Consider the following 17,702-nt stretch of genomic DNA (forward strand, 5'->3'; position numbering starts at 1 on the left):
ACGCCAGCCCGCCACGACTCGCCCCGGCCGGCCCGGACGCCAGAAGAACGAAAGAAAACCAACAGGCATCCAACCCGGCCCCCAACGGCAGCCCCGCACTGTTACCAGATCGGGCCTCAGGGAAAACCCCTGATCGGCCGAACGCCCGGCTATAATCCAAATTTCCCGCATGCGCTCGCTCGTCCCGGGCGCCTATTACGATGACCAAATACGTATTTGTCACCGGCGGTGTGGTGTCTTCCCTGGGCAAAGGGATCGCCGCCGCGTCCCTCGCCGCGATCCTCGAATCGCGCGGTCTGCAAGTCACCCTGCTCAAGCTCGATCCCTACATCAACGTCGACCCCGGCACCATGAGCCCGTTCCAGCACGGCGAGGTGTTCGTCACGGAAGACGGCGCCGAAACCGACCTGGACCTGGGCCACTACGAGCGCTTCATCTCGGCCAAGATGCACAAGGTGAACAACTTCACCACCGGCCAGATCTACGAATCGGTGCTGCGCAAAGAGCGCCGCGGCGATTACCTGGGCAAGACGGTGCAGGTCATTCCGCACATCACCAACGAAATCCAGGACTTCGTCGCGCGCGGCGCCGACGCCGCCTGGAACGGCGCCACCGACGTGGCCATCGTCGAAATCGGCGGCACGGTGGGCGACATCGAATCCCTGCCGTTCCTTGAAGCCGCCCGCCAGATGAGCCTGCGCCTGGGCCGCAACAACGCCGCCTTCGTGCACCTGACCCTGGTGCCCTTCATCGCCTCGGCCGGCGAACTCAAGACCAAGCCCACCCAGCACTCGGTGCAGAAGCTGCGCGAAATCGGCATCTATCCCAACCTGCTGCTGTGCCGCGCCGACCGCCCCATTCCCGACGACGAGCGCGCCAAGATCTCGATGTTCTCCAATGTGCCGCTGGACGCGGTCATTTCGGTCTGGGACGCCGATTCCATCTACAAGATTCCCGCCATGCTGCACAAGCAGGGCGTCGACAACATCGTCTGCGAAGCGCTGGGCCTGACGCCGCCGCCGGCCGACCTGTCCATGTGGGACAACCTGGTCGATGCCCTCGAGCATCCCAAGCACCAGCTCACCATCGGCATGGTGGGCAAGTACGTCGATCTCACCGAATCCTACAAGTCGCTGTCCGAAGCCCTGGTGCACGCCGGCATCCACACGCGCTCGAAGATCAACATCGAATACATCGATTCCGAAGACATCGAAACCCGCGGCACCGACCAGCTCAAGCACCTGGACGCCATCCTGGTGCCCGGCGGCTTCGGCAAGCGCGGCACCGAAGGCAAGATCGCCGCCATCCGCTACGCCCGTGAAAACGGCGTGCCGTACCTGGGCATTTGCCTGGGCATGCAGCTGGCCGTCATCGAGTTCGCGCGCCACGTCGCCGGCCTGGGCGGCGCCAACAGCACCGAATTCGACCCGTCCGCCCCGCATCCGGTGGTGGCGCTCATCACCGAATGGATGGACCGCGAAGGCAAGGTCGAAAAGCGCGACGCCAGCTCCGACCTGGGCGGCACCATGCGCAAGGGCGCGCAACGCTGCCCCGTCAAGCCGGGCACCCGCGCGCAGTCCATCTACGGCGACGACGTCAACGAACGCCACCGCCACCGCTACGAAGTCAACAACGTCTACGTGCCCCGCCTGGAAGAAGCGGGCATGGTCATCAGCGCGCGCACGCCCACTGAAAACCTGCCCGAAATGATGGAACTGCCCGACCATCCCTGGTTCGTGGGCGTGCAGTTCCACCCCGAATTCACTTCCACGCCGCGCGACGGCCATCCGCTGTTCTCCAGCTTCATCGAGGCGGCCATTGCCAATCACGCCCGCAAGGAGGCCTGAATGAAAGCCTGCGGTTTCGACATCGGCCTGGAGCATCCGTTTTTCCTGATAGCGGGTCCGTGCGTCATCGAGTCGCGCGAGCTGGCCTTCGATACCGCCGGCCGCCTGAAGGAAATCACCGGCAAGCTGGGCATTCCCTTCATCTACAAAAGCTCGTTCGACAAGGCCAACCGCAGCTCGGGCAAGTCGTTCCGCGGGCTGGGCATCGACGAAGGCCTGAAAATCCTGGCCGACGTGCGCGCCCAGGTGGGCGTGCCCGTCCTGACCGACGTGCACGAAACCGAACAGGTCGCCCCCGTGGCCGCCGTGGTCGACATGCTGCAGACGCCGGCCTTCCTGTGCCGGCAAACCGACTTCATCCGCGCCTGCGCTGCGTCGCTCAAGCCGGTCAACATCAAGAAGGGCCAGTTCCTGGCGCCGCACGACATGGTGCAGGTCGCCCAGAAGGCCCGCGACGCCGCCATCGAGGCCGGCGGCGACGGCAGCAACATCCTGGTCTGCGAGCGCGGCGCTTCTTTCGGATACAACAACTTAGTGTCCGACATGCGCTCGCTGGCTATCATGCGGGAAACGGGCTGTCCGGTCGTGTTCGACGCCACCCACTCGGTGCAGTTGCCGGGCGGGCAGGGCACGTCCTCGGGCGGGCAGCGCGAATTCGTGCCGGTGCTGGCGCGCGCCGCGGTGGCGGTCGGGGTGTCGGGCCTGTTCATGGAAACCCACCCCAACCCGGCCTGCGCCTTGTCCGACGGCCCCAATGCGGTGCCGCTGGACCTGATGCCCGCGCTGCTCGAGTCGCTGGTCGAGCTCGATCGCGTGACCAAACGCAACGGCTTCATCGAAAACCAGTTCGTCTGAACCGATGCCGCCGTCATGAATCTGTCTATCGTTCAGGGAATCAAAAAATCATGAGTGCAATCGTCGATATCATCGGCCGCGAAATTCTCGATTCGCGCGGCAATCCTACCGTCGAGTGCGACGTGCTGCTGGAATCCGGCGCCATGGGCCGCGCCGCCGTGCCGTCGGGCGCCTCCACGGGCCAGCGCGAAGCCATCGAGCTGCGCGACGGCGACAAGTCGCGCTATCTGGGCAAGGGTGTGCTGCGCGCGGTCGAGAACCTCAATACCGAGATCTCCGAGGCCCTGATGGGCCTGGACGCCCAGGAACAGACCTTCGTCGACCGCACCTTGATCGAGCTCGACGGTACCGATACCAAAGAACGCCTGGGCGCCAATGCCCTGCTGGCCGCCAGCATGGCGGTGGCGCGCGCCGCCGCCGACGAGTCCGGCCTGTCGCTGTACCGTTATTTCGGCGGCAGCGGCCCCATGAGCATGCCCGTGCCCATGATGAACGTCATCAACGGCGGGGCGCACGCCAACAACACGCTCGACCTGCAGGAACTAATGATCCTGCCGGTGGGCGCCACCAGCTTCCGCGAAGCCCTGCGCTGGGGCGCCGAAGTATTCCACGCCCTGAAAAAGCTCATCAACGGCCAGGGCATGTCCACGGCCGTGGGCGACGAAGGCGGTTTCGCGCCCAACGTGCCCAACCACGAAGCGGCCATCCAGCTCATCCTCAAGGCTATCGCCGAAGCCGGCTACGAGCCGGGCTCGCAGATCGCCCTGGGCCTCGATTGCGCCAGTTCCGAGTTCTACCGCGACGGCAAGTACACGCTGGCCGGCGAAGGCGGCCTGTCGCTGTCGTCGCAGGAATTCGCCAACCTGCTGGCCACCTGGTGCGACAAGTACCCCATCATCAGCATCGAAGACGGCATGGCCGAAAACGACTGGGATGGCTGGAAGCTGCTGACCGACCAGCTGGGCAAGAAGGTGCAGCTGGTGGGCGACGACCTGTTCGTCACCAACACGCGCATCCTGAAAGAGGGCATCCAGAAGGGCGTGGCCAACTCGATCCTCATCAAGATCAACCAGATCGGCACCCTGACCGAAACCTTCGCCGCCATCGAAATGGCCAAGCGCGCCGGCTATACCGCGGTGGTGTCGCATCGCTCGGGCGAAACCGAAGATTCCACCATTGCCGATATCGCGGTGGCGACCAACGCCATGCAGATCAAGACCGGTTCGCTGTCGCGTTCCGACCGCATGGCCAAGTACAACCAGCTGCTGCGCATCGAAGAAGAACTGGCCGAAGTGGCTTCTTACCCCGGTCTCGACGCGTTCTACAACCTGCGTTAACCACGCCGGCCGGGCGCGGCGCGCCCGGCCCTTGCGGTTGGCCGCAATCGTTCAGGGTGTTCGCATATGCGCCTGTTGTTCCTGGTGCTGCTCGTCTTGCTGGGCCTGATCCAGTATCCGCTCTGGCTGGGCAAGGGCGGCTGGTTCAAAGTATGGGACCTGCAGCGCCAGGTGGCCGCGCAACACGAAACCAATGATGGCCTGCGCGCGCGCAACGCGGCGCTCGAGGCCGAAGTGCGCGACCTCGCCACCGGCGTGGGCGCCATCGAAGAGCGGGCCCGCAGCGAACTGGGCATGATGCGCGAAGGCGAAGTCTTCGTGCAGATCGTGCCGCCCGGCACGCCCGTGCCCCAGCCGGCGCCCGGCGCCACCAGCCAGCCGGCCGCGCCGCCGCGCCGCTGAGCCGGGGCGGTTTTCACGGCCCGTCGCGGGCGCAATCCCAGGTTCCGTACACCACCGGCCCTTGCCGCGCGGCGGGCGGCGCATGCCAGTCCACCGGGTGCGACTGCATCTCGATGCGAAGTTCCAGCCGCAGGGCCAGCAGCCCGCGCTGCAGGGCGCGTTGCGCGCAAGTGCCGGCGGGGCGCCCTGCCTGCCGCAGCAGCGCGCGGGTCAGGGGCGCCAGCGGCCGGTGCAGGGCGGTCAGGCGCAGGTGCAGGGTATTGGCATCGAAAATCGTCGGCCCGCCGGTCGCCGCGCCGCGCGCCGCGTGCTGCTCGGCCTGGTAATCGTTGCTGACGGCGCGGCGGCCGGCGGCGCCTGGCACGGCCAGGCCAGAGCGGGCATGGGCCTGGAACGCCGCGGCGCCGGGCTGCAGCACCTCGATGCGCCAGGGCGCCATGCCCGCCGCGCCGCCGTCCACGGGCGCGTGGCGCGGCCGCAGGGCCTGTTCAAACGCGTGGGCGATGGCCGCGGGCCGGCCGTGCTGCGTGGCGCCGGCGCGGGCGGCATCGACCAGGGCCACGTAGGCCCGCTGCCGCGCCAGGTGCCAGTGCGCGGCTTCGGCCGCCAGCACGCCCAGCAGCAGCAGCGGCGGGGCGGCCAGGGCGAATTCAAGCAGGGTGGCGCCGCGGCTGCGGCGCGGCCGGCGCAAGCGGGGCGGAATGAAATGGCGCATGGCCGGCAGTGTGCCCGCCGCCTGCCGGCCCCGTCGATTGTGGCAACTACCCTGGGGCGCCGATGTCCTAGTGGACGGTGGGCGGGTCCTGTTCGGGCATCGGCCGGGCCGGGGCAAACAGCCCCGAGCAGTCGACCGCGTCGAACTCATACGGCTTGCCGCAGAAATCACAGGTAACGCGCACCTTGCCCTGCTCGGCCAGGATGTCTTCGACTTCGCGTTCGCCCAGGGTGCGCAGCATGGAAGATACGCGCTCGCGCGTGCATGGGCAGTGCCAGCGCACCGGGCTGGGCTCGAAGGCGATCAGGGTTTCTTCCCAGTACAGCCGGTGGATCAGCGTGTCGATATCGGTGCGCACCAGTTCGTCGGGCTCGAGCGTGTCGGCCAGCACGATGGCGCGCGCAAGCGTGTCGGCGCTGCTTTCGGCGCGCGCCGCGCCGCCCTGGTCGGGCAGGCGCTGCACCAGCAGGCCGGCCGCGTACTGTGTGTCGGCCTGCAGCCACAGGCGGGTATCGAGCTGCTCGGACGCCTTCATGTAGTGCTGCAGGGCCTGCGCCACGGTGTCGCCTTCCAGGGGCACGATGCCCTGGTAGGTTTGCTGGCCCGGCACCTTGCGGCGCGGGTCCAGCACCACGATGAAGCGGCCCTGGCCGTCGGCATTGAGCAGGCTCTGCATGTCGCCGTCGGCGGGCACTTCGTGGCCCTCGCGTATTTTCACGGTGGCGCGCAGGCTCAGGTCCGACTGGCATTCGACCACCACCAGCGCGATCGGGCCGCTGCCCTGGATCTGCAGCAGCAGCGAGCCTTCGAACTTGATATTGGCCGCCAGCAGCGCCGCCGCCGCCATCAGTTCGCCCAGCAGGCGCTGGACGGCGGGCGGGTACTGGTGGTTTTCCTGGGCGGCCTGCCAGGTATCGTGCAGCCGTACGGCCTGGACCCGCACCGAGCGGTCTTCGAACAGGTATTTCTTGAGTTGATCGGTCATGGGGGAATGTTAGCCGATCGCCTGGCCCCGCCGCTTCAGCCGATGCGCTTGAGCGCCCGTTTGTAGTGCTGCGCGCGCGTTTCGTAGTGGCGCGTGTTCTTGTGCATGGTGGCGATTTCTTCGGCCGTGAGCTCGCGCACCACCTTGCCGATGCCGATGACCAGCGAATTGTCGGGGATCACCCGGCCCTCGGGAACGATGGCGCCCGCGCCCACCAGGCAATTGCGCCCCACCACGGCGTTGTTCAGCACGATGGCCTGCATGCCGATCAGGGCGCCTTCGTGGATGGTGCAGCCATGCAGCATGGCCTGGTGGCCCACGGTGACGCGCGGGCCCACGGTCAGGGGACAGCCTTCGTCGACGTGCAGCACGCTGGATTCCTGGATGTTGCTGCCGGCCTGGACGACGATGGGCGCGTTGTCGCCGCGGATGGACACATGCGACCAGATGCTGACGCCGGCCTGCAGGGTGACATCGCCAATGATGTCGGCGCTGTCGGCGACGTAGACGCTGGGATCGATGGCGGGCGTTTGTTCGTCGAGCTGGTAAATGGGCATGCAGCGGTCTCCGGTATGCAATCAGGCCTGGGCGGCCGCGGCCCGCGCTTCTTCGCGCTGGCGCAGCACCCTGCGCTGGATTTTACCGGTGGTGGTCATGGGCAGCTCGTCGATGAACTCGATTTCCTTCGGGTATTCATAGGGCGCCAGGCGGTCGCGCACGTGGTCCTGCAGGGCCTGGATGAGCTGGGCGCGGTCATGGCCGGCGTATTCGGGGGTCAGCACCACGTAAGCCTTGACCAGCGCGCCGCGCTCGGCGTCGGGCTTGGGCACTACTGCGGCATTGGCCACGGCATCGTGCCCCAGCAGGCAGTTTTCGATCTCGCCGGGGCCGATGCGGTAGCCGGCCGACTTGAACACGTCGTCGGCGCGGCCCGCGTACCACAGGTAGCCGTCGGCATCGATACTGGCCAGATCGCCGGTGCGGCACCAGTCGCCGGTAAACTTGGCCTGGGTGGCGGCTTCGTTGCGCCAGTACCCCAGGAACAGGATGGGGTCGGGAAAGCCATGGATATCGAGCCGGTTCAGGGCGATTTCACCGGTTTCGCCCGGCGCCACCGGGCGGCCCGCGTCGTCGATCACGGCCACCTGGTGGCCCGGATAGGGGCGCCCCATGCTGCCCGGCCGGGCCGGCCAGCGCAGGTGGCTGTTGCCCACCAGGTAATTCATTTCGGTCTGGCCGAACATTTCGTTGGGCGTGATGCCCAGCGCGGTCCGGCACCACGAAAACACCGTCTCGCCCACGCTTTCGCCGGCGCTCATGACCGAGCGCAGGGCCAGCCGGTAGCGGCCGGCCGGCTCGGGCACGGCTTTCATCATCATCTTGAGCGCGGTCGGGAACAGGAAAGTGTTGGTGACCTGGTAGCGCTCCATCAGCTCGAAAGCCCGCTCGGGTGTGAAGCGCCCGCGCGTGCCCACGATAGGGTGGCCGAAATACAGGGTGGGCAGCAGGGCGTCCATCATGCCGCCGGTCCAGGCCCAGTCGGCCGGCGACCAGAACACATCGTTGGGCTTGGGAAACCAGTCTTGCGAGGCCACGAAGCCCGGCAGGTTGCCGATCAGCACGCTGTGGGGCAGCAGGGCGCCCTTGGGGGCGCCGGTGGTGCCCGAGGTATACAGCAGGATGGCCGGGTCGGACGAGCGCGTCGGCACCGGCTTGAATTCGCCGGGCTGGCGGGCCAGCAGGCTGCGCCAGGGCAGGACGCGCTCATCGGCGAAGCCGATGCCGATGATCTGGTGCAGGTTGGGGCAGCTGTCGCTGATGGCCAGCAGATTGGCGCTGGAGGCGTAGTCGACGATGGCCACCCGGGCGTCCGAGTCGCGCAGGCGGGTTTCCAGGGCCTCGGGGCCGAACAGCGACGACAGTGGCACCACCACGGCGCCGACGCTGTAGATGGCCATGTGCGCCACGGCGGTTTCCGGGCGTTGTCCCAAAACCACACCGATCCGGTCGCCGCGCTCGACGCCCATTTTCACCAAGCCATTGGCCAGCTGGTTGGCCGCCTCGGCCAGGCGCGCATAGGTCCAGACTTCGCGGTTGCCGGCTTCGTCTTCGTAATAGATGGCGATGCGGCGGGCGTCGGAACTGCTGGCCGCCCAGCGGTGGCAGCAGGCTTCCGCAATGTTGAATTGGGTCGGCACCAGCCAGCGGAATGATTGGTAGAGCGCGTGATATTGGTCGTTCATGGCCCTATGTTGTAAGCGCGCCGGCGACTGTCCCCTGGGAATGCCGCCTGGGGCCGGGATGCCCCAAGTGCAAGCATGACCTAGAGGGCCGCGAACTGCAACATTCCCGTGCCGCTAACGGGGACGTATAAGGGTTTTTACGGGTGCTTGTTCTGCCGGCGCAAGGCCGAAGGCAGCGCCGGCAGCGACAGGGGCCTGCGGTTGCGCGCCGCGGCCGGCCCGGACTCGCGCCGGGCATGCTGAGCGGCCCAGTCCACCAGCACCAGCTGGCCGTCGTGCGACTCGGCCAGGGCCGACAGGCTTTCCACCCAATCGCCGTCGTTGCAGTACAGCACGCCACCCACCTCGCGCATCTCGGGCTTGTGGATGTGGCCGCACACCACGCCGTCCAGGCCCCGCCGCCGCGCTTCGCCGGCCAGGGCTTCCTCGAAATCGGTAATGAAGGCCACGGCGTTCTTCACCTTGTGCTTCAGGTACTGCGACAGCGACCAGTAGTGCAGGCCCACGCGGTGGCGCAGGCGGTTGAAATGGTGGTTCAGCCACAGGGCCGACTGGTACAGGGTGTCGCCCAGGTGGGCCAGCCATTTGCTGTGCTGGATCACGCCGTCGAACTGGTCGCCGTGCAGCACCAGCAGCCGCTGCCCGCGCGCCGTGACATGCACGTCTTCATCCAGGATCTCGATGTCGCCGAAGGCATAGCCGATGAATTCGCGTGCGAATTCATCGTGGTTGCCGGGCACGAACACCACCCGCGTGCCGTTGCGGGCCTTGCGCAGGATGCGCTGCACCACGTCGTTGTGGGCGCGCGGCCAGTGCCAATGCTTGCGCAACTGCCAGCCATCGACAATGTCGCCCACCAGGTACAGGGTGTCGGACTCGTTCTGTTCCAGGAAGTCCAGCAGGAAGTCCGCCTTGCACCCGACCGTGCCCAGGTGCAGGTCGGAAATCCAGAGTGTGCGCCAATGAGTGGGGCGGATTTCGTTCACGTGGGCGTTCCTCGGGGCTGTCGTCATGCCCAGGGATGTAACCATCCGGCCGTGACGCCGGTGTGAACGCAGGATGACGCTGTTGTGACGGATGCGTCCCTGTTGCCGCCTCAGGCCTTGCGCGGCGGCGCGTTGCGCAGGCGCGTGCCCAGCAGCCGGTCGTGCATGAACTGGCCGTCGGGGTCGAACCATGACCAGATGAAAATGGCGAAGGGCGCGGCCACGATGAACATGTCGACCGATTTCCAGCCCGTGGCGGCCGAGGCCGCGGCCACGATGCCGGCCCCCGCCAGCACGGGCGGCCAGGCCAGCAGGTAGCGCGCCATCAGGCGCGGCACCGAAGGCGGCCGGCCGTCGCGGTCGACCAGCCGGATGTTCCAGGTTTTCATGGGCAGTGTCTGGCCCTTGCGGCGCCAGCACAGCACGAAGTAGGCGCCGATGGCCAGGAACAGCCAGGCCTGGCGGGCGTGGCGCAGCATCAGCGCGTGGCGGCTCTGGGTCAGGGTGTCGAACAGGTAGCCGGCCAGGAACACCACGCCGAACAGCAGCACGGTTTCGTACATCATGCAGGCAAAACGGCGCAGCCGGCTGGGGGTCAGTGGGGTGGGGGTGTCGGTCATGGGGGCGTATTATCCCGCATCCTCGGCACGCATCAGGGCAAAAAAAACCCACCGTTGCGGGTGGGTCTTAAAAGGGGCTGTAGCAGCCCCCAAGGGGAAATCGGTACGTTGCGCGGGCTGGCCTCAGGCGGCCGAGTGCGCGGCCTTGGCGCCAGCGGCTTCGCGGGCGACCAGGGACTTGATGCCCTTGCCCAGCTTGCGCAGGCCCGAAGCCAGTGCGCGCATGGGGCGGGGGCGGAATTGTTCTTCGATGGCTTGCAGCATCAGCTGACGCTCGAGTTCGTCGGTCAGTCGGACGGTGGGGTTGACGTGGATCACGATAATTCCAGGGCTTGCGTAAATGTAAACTGCTACGGGTTAACCCGAATTTTAGGGTTAACCCTGAATTTATGCAAGCGCCTGGTGCATCGTGCGCATTCCTGGTGCCGATAATGCGTTAATTCGGCGCCTTGTGGCTTGATCGCCACAATAGGGGGGCCATGTTGCAGCTTTTTTACAACGCGGGGTCGGAGCGCTCGCGGTACCCCGCGGCCACCAGTTCGAAGCCGAACAGGCGGCAGTCCAGCGCGCCGTTGTACAGCGGCGTGCGCCGCAGCGGTTTCAGGCGCAGCCGCTGGGGTAGGTCGCGGTCGCTCGAAATGGCGTGCACCTGCCAGCCGGCGAATTCGTGCTTCAGGTGGGCCGACCAGGCTCGCCAGAGGTCAGTGTCATCGGCCGGCAGGCGTTCGCCGTAGGGCGGGTTGGTGACGATCCAGCCGTGCCCGGCCGGCGCCGGCACCTGGCAGGCGTCGCCCACTTCGAAGCGGATGGTGTCGGCGGTCAGCCAGGCGCGTTCGGCGTTGTTGCGCGCATATTCGATAGCCAGCGGATCCAGGTCGTAGCCCACCAGCGGGGCATCCAGGCCCGGCAGGATGCGCGCGCGCGCATCGTCTTTCAGGTCGTGCCAGCGGCGCGCATCGTGGCCGCGCAGCCGCTCGAAGCCGAACGGGCGCGAAATGCCCGCCGGCACGCCCAGCGCGATCCAGGCGGCCTCGATCAGGATGGTGCCGCTGCCGCAGAACGGGTCCAGCAGCGCGGCGGCGGGATCCCAGCCGGCCAGCGCCAGCATGCCGGCGGCCAGGTTCTCGCGCAGCGGCGCTTCGCCTTTGTCCAGGCGCCAGCCGCGCTTGAACAGCGATTCGCCAGACGTGTCCAGGTAAAGGGTGGCGGTGTGGCCGGTCAGGAACAGGTGCACGCGCGCATCGGGCCGCACCGTGTCGATGCTGGGCCGCTCGCCTTCCAGGTCGCGCAGGCGGTCGCAGATGCCGTCCTTGGCGCGCAGGTTGCAGTACTGCAGGCTCTGCACGGGGCTCTTGATGGCCGAGGTATCCACCCGCAGCGTCTGCTCGGCGCCGAACCAGCGTTCCCAGGGCACGCTGCGGGCCAGGTCGAGAATGTCGTCTTCGTGCGAGATTTCCGCGTGGGCCACTTGCAGCAGAATGCGCGTGGCCAGCCGCGAGTACAGGTTGGCGCGCTGCATGCCCGCCCAGTCGGCGCTGAAGTGGCAGCCCGCGCGGCCGGCGCGGGCATCGGCGAAGCCCAGGGCCTGCATTTCGGCGGTCAGCGCCGCTTCCAGGCCCTGGGGGCAGGGGGCGAAGGCGTCGAATGTTTCGGCTTCGCGCGGGGCGCGCGGCATGCGGCGGCGCACGGCCGGCTGTTCGGCCTGCGCGGCTTCGCTTTGCGGCTCGGCGTGCCGCCGGGGCCGCTCGGCGGGCGCCGGGACGGGGGCAGCCGGGGCAGGGTCGGCCCGGCGCCGTTCGGTTTTTTCGCGCGCCAGTTCCATTTGCGCGGCCGACCGCGCCCGCGCGCCGCTGCGCACGCGCTTGTTGCCGCGCTCGGCGGCATGGGCATCGCGCGCTGTTTTCTTGACCGTCAGCGTCTTGCGGCGGTCTTGTTCATCAGAGGACATACGAATCCAGGCCAGGGGCCGGGCAGGGGGGTCAGAAGGGCTTGAGCACTACCAGCAGCACCACCGCCACGAGCAGCAGGACGGGAACTTCGTTGAACCAGCGGTAGAACTTGTGCGAGCGCGTGTTGCGGCCCTGTTCGAATTTGCGCAGCATCACGCCGCAGGCATGATGGTAGCCGATGATGAGCAGCACGAAGAGCAGCTTGGCATGCATCCAGCCGTTGCCGGGGCCCATGCCGATGCCATAGCCCACGTACAGCCACAGGCCCAGCGCCACGGCGATGATGGCGAGCATGGTGGTGAAGCGGTACAGGCGGCGCGCCATGCTGACCAGACAGGACTGCACGGCGGGGTCGGGCTGCTGGGCCAGGTTCACGTACAGGCGCGGCAGGTAGAACAGCCCGGCGAACCAGGACGCGATAAAGACAATATGAAAGGCCTTGACCCAGAGCATGGCGGGCGTCCGATGCGGCGTAGTGATGACTGCATTGTAGTCAAGGATGGTGCGGGGCTGTCTTGTTCTGTTTATTGAGTTCTTGCGTCGCCTTGCCGTGGCGGGGTGGGGGCCGGTCGAAGCCCGTCGGGCTCGGGCGCATGCAGGCGCCCTCGGCCTGCTGCGCAGGCTGCCCCGCCGGTCAACTCGCCCAGCCCCCACCCCGCCACGGCAAGGCTGGCGGGATCTCGCAATGGCACAAGCGCGCCACGCGGCTTGCGGTTATTTGTACCTGTGCCGGACGGAGCTAGAAGAAACGAAAAGGCACTTGACCTCAAATCAGATCACGTACAAATCCACATATTCATGGACGGGCATGCCCTCGAGCGTCTGCTGGTCGAGCGAGGCCGCCAGGATCCGCGCCTGCTGCCGGGCCGGGAAGACGCGGGCCAGGTTGGTGCGGAACTTGGCCTCGAGCAGCGGGATGCCTTCCTGGCGGCGCCGCTTGTGGCCGATGGGGTATTCGCACACGACCTCGTCCAGCCGCGTGCCATCGTTGAATTCCACCGTCAGCGCATTGGCGATCGACCGCTTGTCCGGGTCGTGGTAATCACGCGTGAACGCGGGATCTTCAACGCACGCGATCTTGTCGCGCAGCGCGTCGATGCGCGGGTCGCGGGCGATATCGTCTTCATAGTCGGCGGCCGTCAGGCGCCCGAACAGCACCGGCACCGCCACCATGTACTGGATGCAGTGGTCGCGGTCGGCCGGGTTGTTCAGCGGCCCCTGCTTGTCGATGATGCGGATGCAGGCCTCGTGCGTGCGGATGGTGATCCGCCTGATATCGCTCGCCGACTTGCCGGCCGCCTGCAGCCGGCCGTGGATGTCCATGGCGCATTCCACCGCCGTCTGCGCATGGAATTCGGCCGGAAACGAGATCTTGAACAGCACGTTTTCCATGACATAGCTGCCATAGGGCCGCTGGAACTTGAACGGCTGGCCCTTGAACAGCACGTCGTAAAACCCCCAGGTCCGGGCGGTCAGCACCGAGGGGTAGCCCATTTCGCCGGTGCGCGCCATCAGCGCCAGGCGCACCGCGCGGCTGGTGGCGTCGCCCGCGGCCCAGCTCTTGCGGCTGCCCGCGTTGGGCGCATGGCGATAAGTGCGCAGGCTCTGCCCGTCGACCCAGGCCAGCGACACGGCATTGATGATTTCTTCGCGGCTCAGGCCCAGCATCTGCGCCACCACCGCGGTCGAGGCCACTTTGACCAGCACCACATGGTCCAGGCCCACCTTGTTGAACGAGTTTTCCAGGGCAATGCAGCCCTGGATCTCATGCGCCTTGATCATGCCGGCAAGCACGTCGCGCATGGTGAGCGGCGTCTTGCCCGCGGCCACCGCATTGCGCGACAACCAGTCGGCCGTGGCCAGGATGCCGCCCAGGTTGTCGGATGGGTGCCCCCATTCGGCGGCCAGCCAGGTGTCGTTGAAATCCAGCCAGCGGATCATCGTGCCGATATTGAACGCGGCCTGCACCGGGTCCAGCTGGAACTGCGTGCCGGGCACCTTGGCGCCGTTGGGCACCACGGTGCCCGGCACGATGGGGCCCAGCAGCTTGCGGCAGGCCGGGTATTCCAGCGCTTCCAGGCCGCAGCCCAGGGTGTCGATCAGGCAGTTGCGGGCGGTTTCATAGGCCAGGGCGCTTTCGATTTCATAGCCCAGGACATAGTCGACGATATCGACCAGAACCTGGTCCGGATCGGGACGGACGTTCGAGACAGGGGCGGACATGGTGGGCTCCTAGGTCGGGCCGGCGCGGCGCGTGAGGTGGCGCGCGGCGCCACGGCGTGAGTCATCAACAGCCGATTGCGGTTTGATTGTCGACAATCTAGCTCGAAAATATCGAAATGGCTATAATTTCCCCAGTCATAACGCATGAATTGTCGACATGGACACCAAAATCTTGACGCTGCCAGTGGCTGCCGAAGGCGAGGCCGAAACCCTGTCGGACCACGTTTTCCGCAAGATCCAGGCGGCCATCGTCAAGGGCGAAATCGCACCCGGCAGCAAAATGTCCGAGCCTGAACTCGCGCGCACGTACGGCATCAGCCGCGGGCCGCTGCGCGAGGCCATCCACCGGCTCGAAGGCCAGCGGCTGCTGGTGCGCGTGCCGCACGTGGGGGCGCGGGTCGTGTCGCTTAGCCAGCAAGAATTGTGCGAGCTGTACCAGATTCGCGAATCCCTCGAAGGCATGGCCTGCCGCCTGGCCGCCGAACGCATGACGCCCGCCACCGCCGGCGAGCTGCGCCGCGTGCTCGAGGCGCACGAGCGCGACGAGGCCTTCCAGGCGGGGCGCGGCTACTACCTGCAGGAAGGCGACTACGATTTCCACTACCGCATCGTGCAGGCCAGCGGCAACCAGATGCTGATCCGCCTGCTCTGCGACGAGCTCTACCAACTGGCCCGCATGTACCGCATCCAGTATTCGGCCACGCCCAACCGTCCCCGCCAGGCGTATGCCGAGCATCACCGTATCCTCGACGCCATCGCCGATGGCGACGGGGAACTGGCGGAACTCCTGATGCGCAGGCACATCCGCGCATCGCGTCTCAACATTGAACACCAGATCGCGCAGGGCAACCTGGCGCGCACCGAGGCATGAACACAAAATACCGCAAGCCCCTGCCGGGCACCCGCCTGGACTACTTCGATGCGCGCGCCGCCGTAGAAGCGATCGCGCCCGGTGCCTACGATGGCCTGCCTTATACATCGCGCGTGCTGGCCGAGAACCTGGTGCGCCGCTGCGATCCGGCGCTGCTCGACGACGCCCTGCGGCAACTGGTCGAGCGCCGCCGCGATCTCGATTTTCCGTGGTTTCCGGCGCGCGTGGTGTGCCACGACATCCTGGGCCAGACCGCGCTGGTGGACCTGGCCGGCCTGCGCGACGCCATTGCCGACAAGGGCGGCGACCCGGCCAAGGTAAACCCGGTGGTGCCGGTGCAATTGATCGTCGACCACTCCCTGGCGGTCGAGCACGGCGGCTTCGAGCCCGACGCCTTCCAGAAGAACCGCGCCATCGAAGACCGCCGCAACGAAGACCGCTTCCATTTCATCGAATGGACCCGGCAGGCGTTCCGCAACGTCGATGTGGTGCCGCCGGGCAACGGCATCATGCACCAGATCAACCTCGAGCGCATGTCGCCGGTCATCCACGCGCAAGACGGCGTGGCCTATCCCGACACGCTGGTGGGCACCGACAGCCACACGCCGCATGTCGATGCGCTGGGCGTCATCGCCGTGGGCGTGGGCGGCCTGGAAGCCGAAAACGTGATGCTGGGCCGGGCCTCGTGGATGCGGCTGCCGGACATCGTCGGCGTCGAGCTCACCGGCCGCCGCCAGCCCGGCATCACCGCCACCGACATCGTGCTGACGCTGACCGAGTTCCTGCGCAAGGAACGGGTGGTGGGCGCCTACCTGGAATTCTTCGGCGCGGGCGCGTCCAGCCTCACCCTGGGCGACCGCGCCACCATTTCCAACATGGCGCCGGAATACGGCGCCACCGCCGCGATGTTCTCCATCGACGGCCAGACCATCGACTACCTGAAGCTCACCGGCCGTGACGATGCGCAGGTCAAGCTGGTGGAAACCTACGCCCGCGCCGCCGGGTTGTGGTCCGACACCCTGAAGAACGCCCAGTACGAGCGCGTGCTGCGGTTCGACCTGTCCAGCGTGGTGCGCACGCTGGCCGGTCCGTCCAATCCGCATCGCCGCCTGCCCGTGGCCGACCTGGCCGGGCGCGGCATCGCCGGCCCGGCCGAAGTCCAGCCCGGCCTGATGCCCGATGGCGCCGTCATCATCGCCGCCATCACCAGCTGCACCAATACCAGCAATCCCCGTAACGTCATCGCCGCCGGCTTGCTGGCGCGCAACGCCAACCGCGCCGGCCTGGCCCGCAAGCCCTGGGTGAAAACCTCGCTGGCGCCCGGCTCCAAGACCGTGGCCCTGTACCTGGACGAAGCCGGCCTGACGGCCGAACTCGAACAGCTGGGCTTCGGCGTGGTGGCGTTCGCCTGTACCACCTGCAACGGCATGTCGGGCGCGCTGGATCCGGCCATCCAGCAGGAAATCATCGACCGCGACCTCTATTCCACCGCCGTGCTGTCGGGCAACCGCAATTTCGACGGGCGCATCCATCCCTACGCCAAGCAGGCTTTCCTGGCGTCGCCGCCGCTGGTGGTGGCCTATGCCATCGCCGGCACCATCCGCTTCGACATCGAGCAGGACGTGCTGGGCACCGACGCCGGCGGCAAGCCGATCCGCCTGAAAGACATCTGGCCCAGCGACGAAGAAATCGACGCGGTGGTGCAGGCGGCGGTCAAGCCGGAGCAGTTCCGCAAGGTCTACGAGCCCGTGTTCGGCATCCGCGACCAGCGCCGCGAAACCGCCAGCCCGCTGTACGAATGGCGCGCCGCCAGCACGTACATCCGGCGCCCGCCGTACTGGGAAGGCGCGCTGGCCGGCGAGCGCACGATGCGCGGCATGCGCGCGCTGGCGGTGCTGGGCGACAACATCACCACCGACCATCTTTCGCCGTCCAACGCCATCCTGCCCGACAGCGCGGCCGGCGAATACCTGGCGAAAATGGGCCTGCCCGAAGAAGACTTCAACTCGTACGCCACCCACCGCGGCGACCACCTGACCGCGCAGCGCGCCACCTTCGCCAACCCCAAGCTGTACAACGAAATGGTGCGCAACGACGACGGCAGCGTGCGGCAGGGTTCGCTGGCGCGCGTCGAGCCCGAAGGCAAAGTCATGCGCATGTGGGAAGCCATCGAAACCTACATGCAGCGCAAGCAGCCGCTCATCATCGTGGCGGGCGCCGACTACGGCCAGGGCTCCTCGCGCGACTGGGCCGCCAAGGGCGTGCGGCTGGCCGGCGTGGAAGTCATCGTTGCCGAGGGCTTCGAGCGCATCCACCGCACCAACCTGCTCGGCATGGGCGTGCTGCCGCTGGAATTCAAGCCCGGCACCAACCGCGTCACGCTCGAACTGGACGGCACCGAGACCTACGACGTGGTCGGCGAGCGCCAGCCGCGCGCCGACCTGACGCTGGTCGTGCACCGCCGCAACGGGCAGACGGTGCAGGTGCCCGTCACCTGCCGCCTGGACACGGCCGAAGAAGTGTCCATCTACGAAGCCGGCGGCGTGCTGCAGCGTTTTGCGCAAGACTTCCTCGAAGCCGAGTCCGCGCAAACCGCCCGCCGCGCCAGCTGATTTTCCATACAGCCGGGGCGTCCGCCGGGCGCCCCGCGTTTTTTCTCGATACTCCGT

The 17,702-nt window shown here is 67.1% G+C and carries 16 protein-coding genes; 6 read left to right on the forward strand and 10 right to left on the reverse strand.

Features of this window, described 5'->3' with window-relative positions:
* Nucleotides 1–200: 200 nt before the first annotated feature.
* The 4 genes from J2P76_RS16085 to ftsB all read left to right on the forward strand — a co-directional run bounded on the left by J2P76_RS16085 (nucleotide 201) and on the right by ftsB (nucleotide 4,441).
* Nucleotides 201–1,847, forward strand: coding sequence for a CTP synthase (locus J2P76_RS16085; RefSeq protein ID WP_207408682.1), 1,647 nt, complete (start codon nucleotides 201–203; stop codon nucleotides 1,845–1,847).
* Nucleotides 1,848–2,702 carry a 3-deoxy-8-phosphooctulonate synthase gene (gene kdsA, locus J2P76_RS16090; RefSeq protein ID WP_207408683.1) on the forward strand — a complete coding sequence of 285 codons (855 nt, stop codon included), beginning with the start codon at nucleotides 1,848–1,850 and terminating at the stop codon, nucleotides 2,700–2,702.
* A gap of 50 nt (nucleotides 2,703–2,752) precedes the next feature.
* Nucleotides 2,753–4,039 carry a phosphopyruvate hydratase gene (gene eno / locus J2P76_RS16095; protein WP_207408684.1) on the forward strand — a complete coding sequence of 429 codons (1,287 nt, stop codon included), beginning with the start codon at nucleotides 2,753–2,755 and terminating at the stop codon, nucleotides 4,037–4,039.
* 66 nt (nucleotides 4,040–4,105) lie between these two features.
* A complete protein-coding gene (gene ftsB, locus J2P76_RS16100; protein WP_207408685.1) occupies nucleotides 4,106–4,441 on the forward strand; it encodes a cell division protein FtsB in 336 nt (111 codons plus the stop codon).
* A gap of 13 nt (nucleotides 4,442–4,454) precedes the next feature.
* Here the strand turns inward: ftsB and J2P76_RS16105 are convergent, their stop codons facing one another.
* The 10 genes from J2P76_RS16105 to J2P76_RS16150 form a co-directional block, all read right to left on the reverse strand.
* Nucleotides 4,455–5,156, reverse strand: a complete 702-nt coding sequence (locus J2P76_RS16105) for a TadE/TadG family type IV pilus assembly protein (protein WP_207408686.1) — start codon at nucleotides 5,154–5,156, stop codon at nucleotides 4,455–4,457.
* Between the two features lie 67 nt (nucleotides 5,157–5,223).
* Nucleotides 5,224–6,141, reverse strand: coding sequence for an Hsp33 family molecular chaperone HslO (gene hslO, locus J2P76_RS16110; protein WP_207408687.1), 918 nt, complete (start codon nucleotides 6,139–6,141; stop codon nucleotides 5,224–5,226).
* A 35-nt stretch (nucleotides 6,142–6,176) separates the two neighbouring features.
* A complete protein-coding gene (locus J2P76_RS16115; protein WP_207408688.1) occupies nucleotides 6,177–6,698 on the reverse strand; it encodes a gamma carbonic anhydrase family protein in 522 nt (173 codons plus the stop codon).
* 21 nt (nucleotides 6,699–6,719) lie between these two features.
* A complete protein-coding gene (locus J2P76_RS16120; protein WP_207408689.1) occupies nucleotides 6,720–8,384 on the reverse strand; it encodes an acyl-CoA synthetase in 1,665 nt (554 codons plus the stop codon).
* A gap of 137 nt (nucleotides 8,385–8,521) precedes the next feature.
* Nucleotides 8,522–9,397 carry a UDP-2,3-diacylglucosamine diphosphatase gene (locus J2P76_RS16125; protein ID WP_207408690.1) on the reverse strand — a complete coding sequence of 292 codons (876 nt, stop codon included), beginning with the start codon at nucleotides 9,395–9,397 and terminating at the stop codon, nucleotides 8,522–8,524.
* Nucleotides 9,398–9,480: 83 nt separating this feature from the next.
* On the reverse strand, nucleotides 9,481–9,990 hold the full coding sequence (locus J2P76_RS16130; protein WP_207408691.1) for an RDD family protein: 510 nt from the start codon (nucleotides 9,988–9,990) through the stop codon (nucleotides 9,481–9,483).
* A gap of 123 nt (nucleotides 9,991–10,113) precedes the next feature.
* Nucleotides 10,114–10,308 (reverse strand): hypothetical protein, encoded by a 195-nt coding sequence (locus J2P76_RS16135; RefSeq protein WP_207409264.1) that lies wholly within the window; start codon nucleotides 10,306–10,308, stop codon nucleotides 10,114–10,116.
* Between the two features lie 175 nt (nucleotides 10,309–10,483).
* Complete coding sequence (locus tag J2P76_RS16140) at nucleotides 10,484–11,938, reverse strand: THUMP domain-containing class I SAM-dependent RNA methyltransferase (protein ID WP_207408692.1); 1,455 nt, start codon at nucleotides 11,936–11,938, stop codon at nucleotides 10,484–10,486.
* 31 nt (nucleotides 11,939–11,969) lie between these two features.
* Nucleotides 11,970–12,392: a CopD family protein gene (locus J2P76_RS16145; protein ID WP_207408693.1), complete on the reverse strand. Its 423-nt coding sequence runs from the start codon at nucleotides 12,390–12,392 to the stop codon at nucleotides 11,970–11,972.
* Between the two features lie 318 nt (nucleotides 12,393–12,710).
* Nucleotides 12,711–14,162: a bifunctional 2-methylcitrate dehydratase/aconitate hydratase gene (locus J2P76_RS16150; RefSeq protein ID WP_207408694.1), complete on the reverse strand. Its 1,452-nt coding sequence runs from the start codon at nucleotides 14,160–14,162 to the stop codon at nucleotides 12,711–12,713.
* A gap of 157 nt (nucleotides 14,163–14,319) precedes the next feature.
* Between J2P76_RS16150 and J2P76_RS16155 the strand changes: the two genes are divergently transcribed.
* Complete coding sequence (locus J2P76_RS16155; protein ID WP_207408695.1) at nucleotides 14,320–15,033, forward strand: GntR family transcriptional regulator; 714 nt, start codon at nucleotides 14,320–14,322, stop codon at nucleotides 15,031–15,033.
* Entirely contained in the window at nucleotides 15,030–17,645 is a 2,616-nt protein-coding gene (gene acnD / locus J2P76_RS16160) for a Fe/S-dependent 2-methylisocitrate dehydratase AcnD (RefSeq protein WP_207408696.1), read from the forward strand. The genes J2P76_RS16155 and acnD overlap by 4 nt, the downstream gene beginning before the upstream one ends.
* The last annotated feature ends 57 nt before the right edge of the window (nucleotides 17,646–17,702 follow it).

It is taken from the genome of Bordetella petrii (assembly GCF_017356245.1).
Taxonomy (GTDB): Bacteria; Pseudomonadota; Gammaproteobacteria; order Burkholderiales; family Burkholderiaceae_B; genus Bordetella_A; species Bordetella_A petrii_D.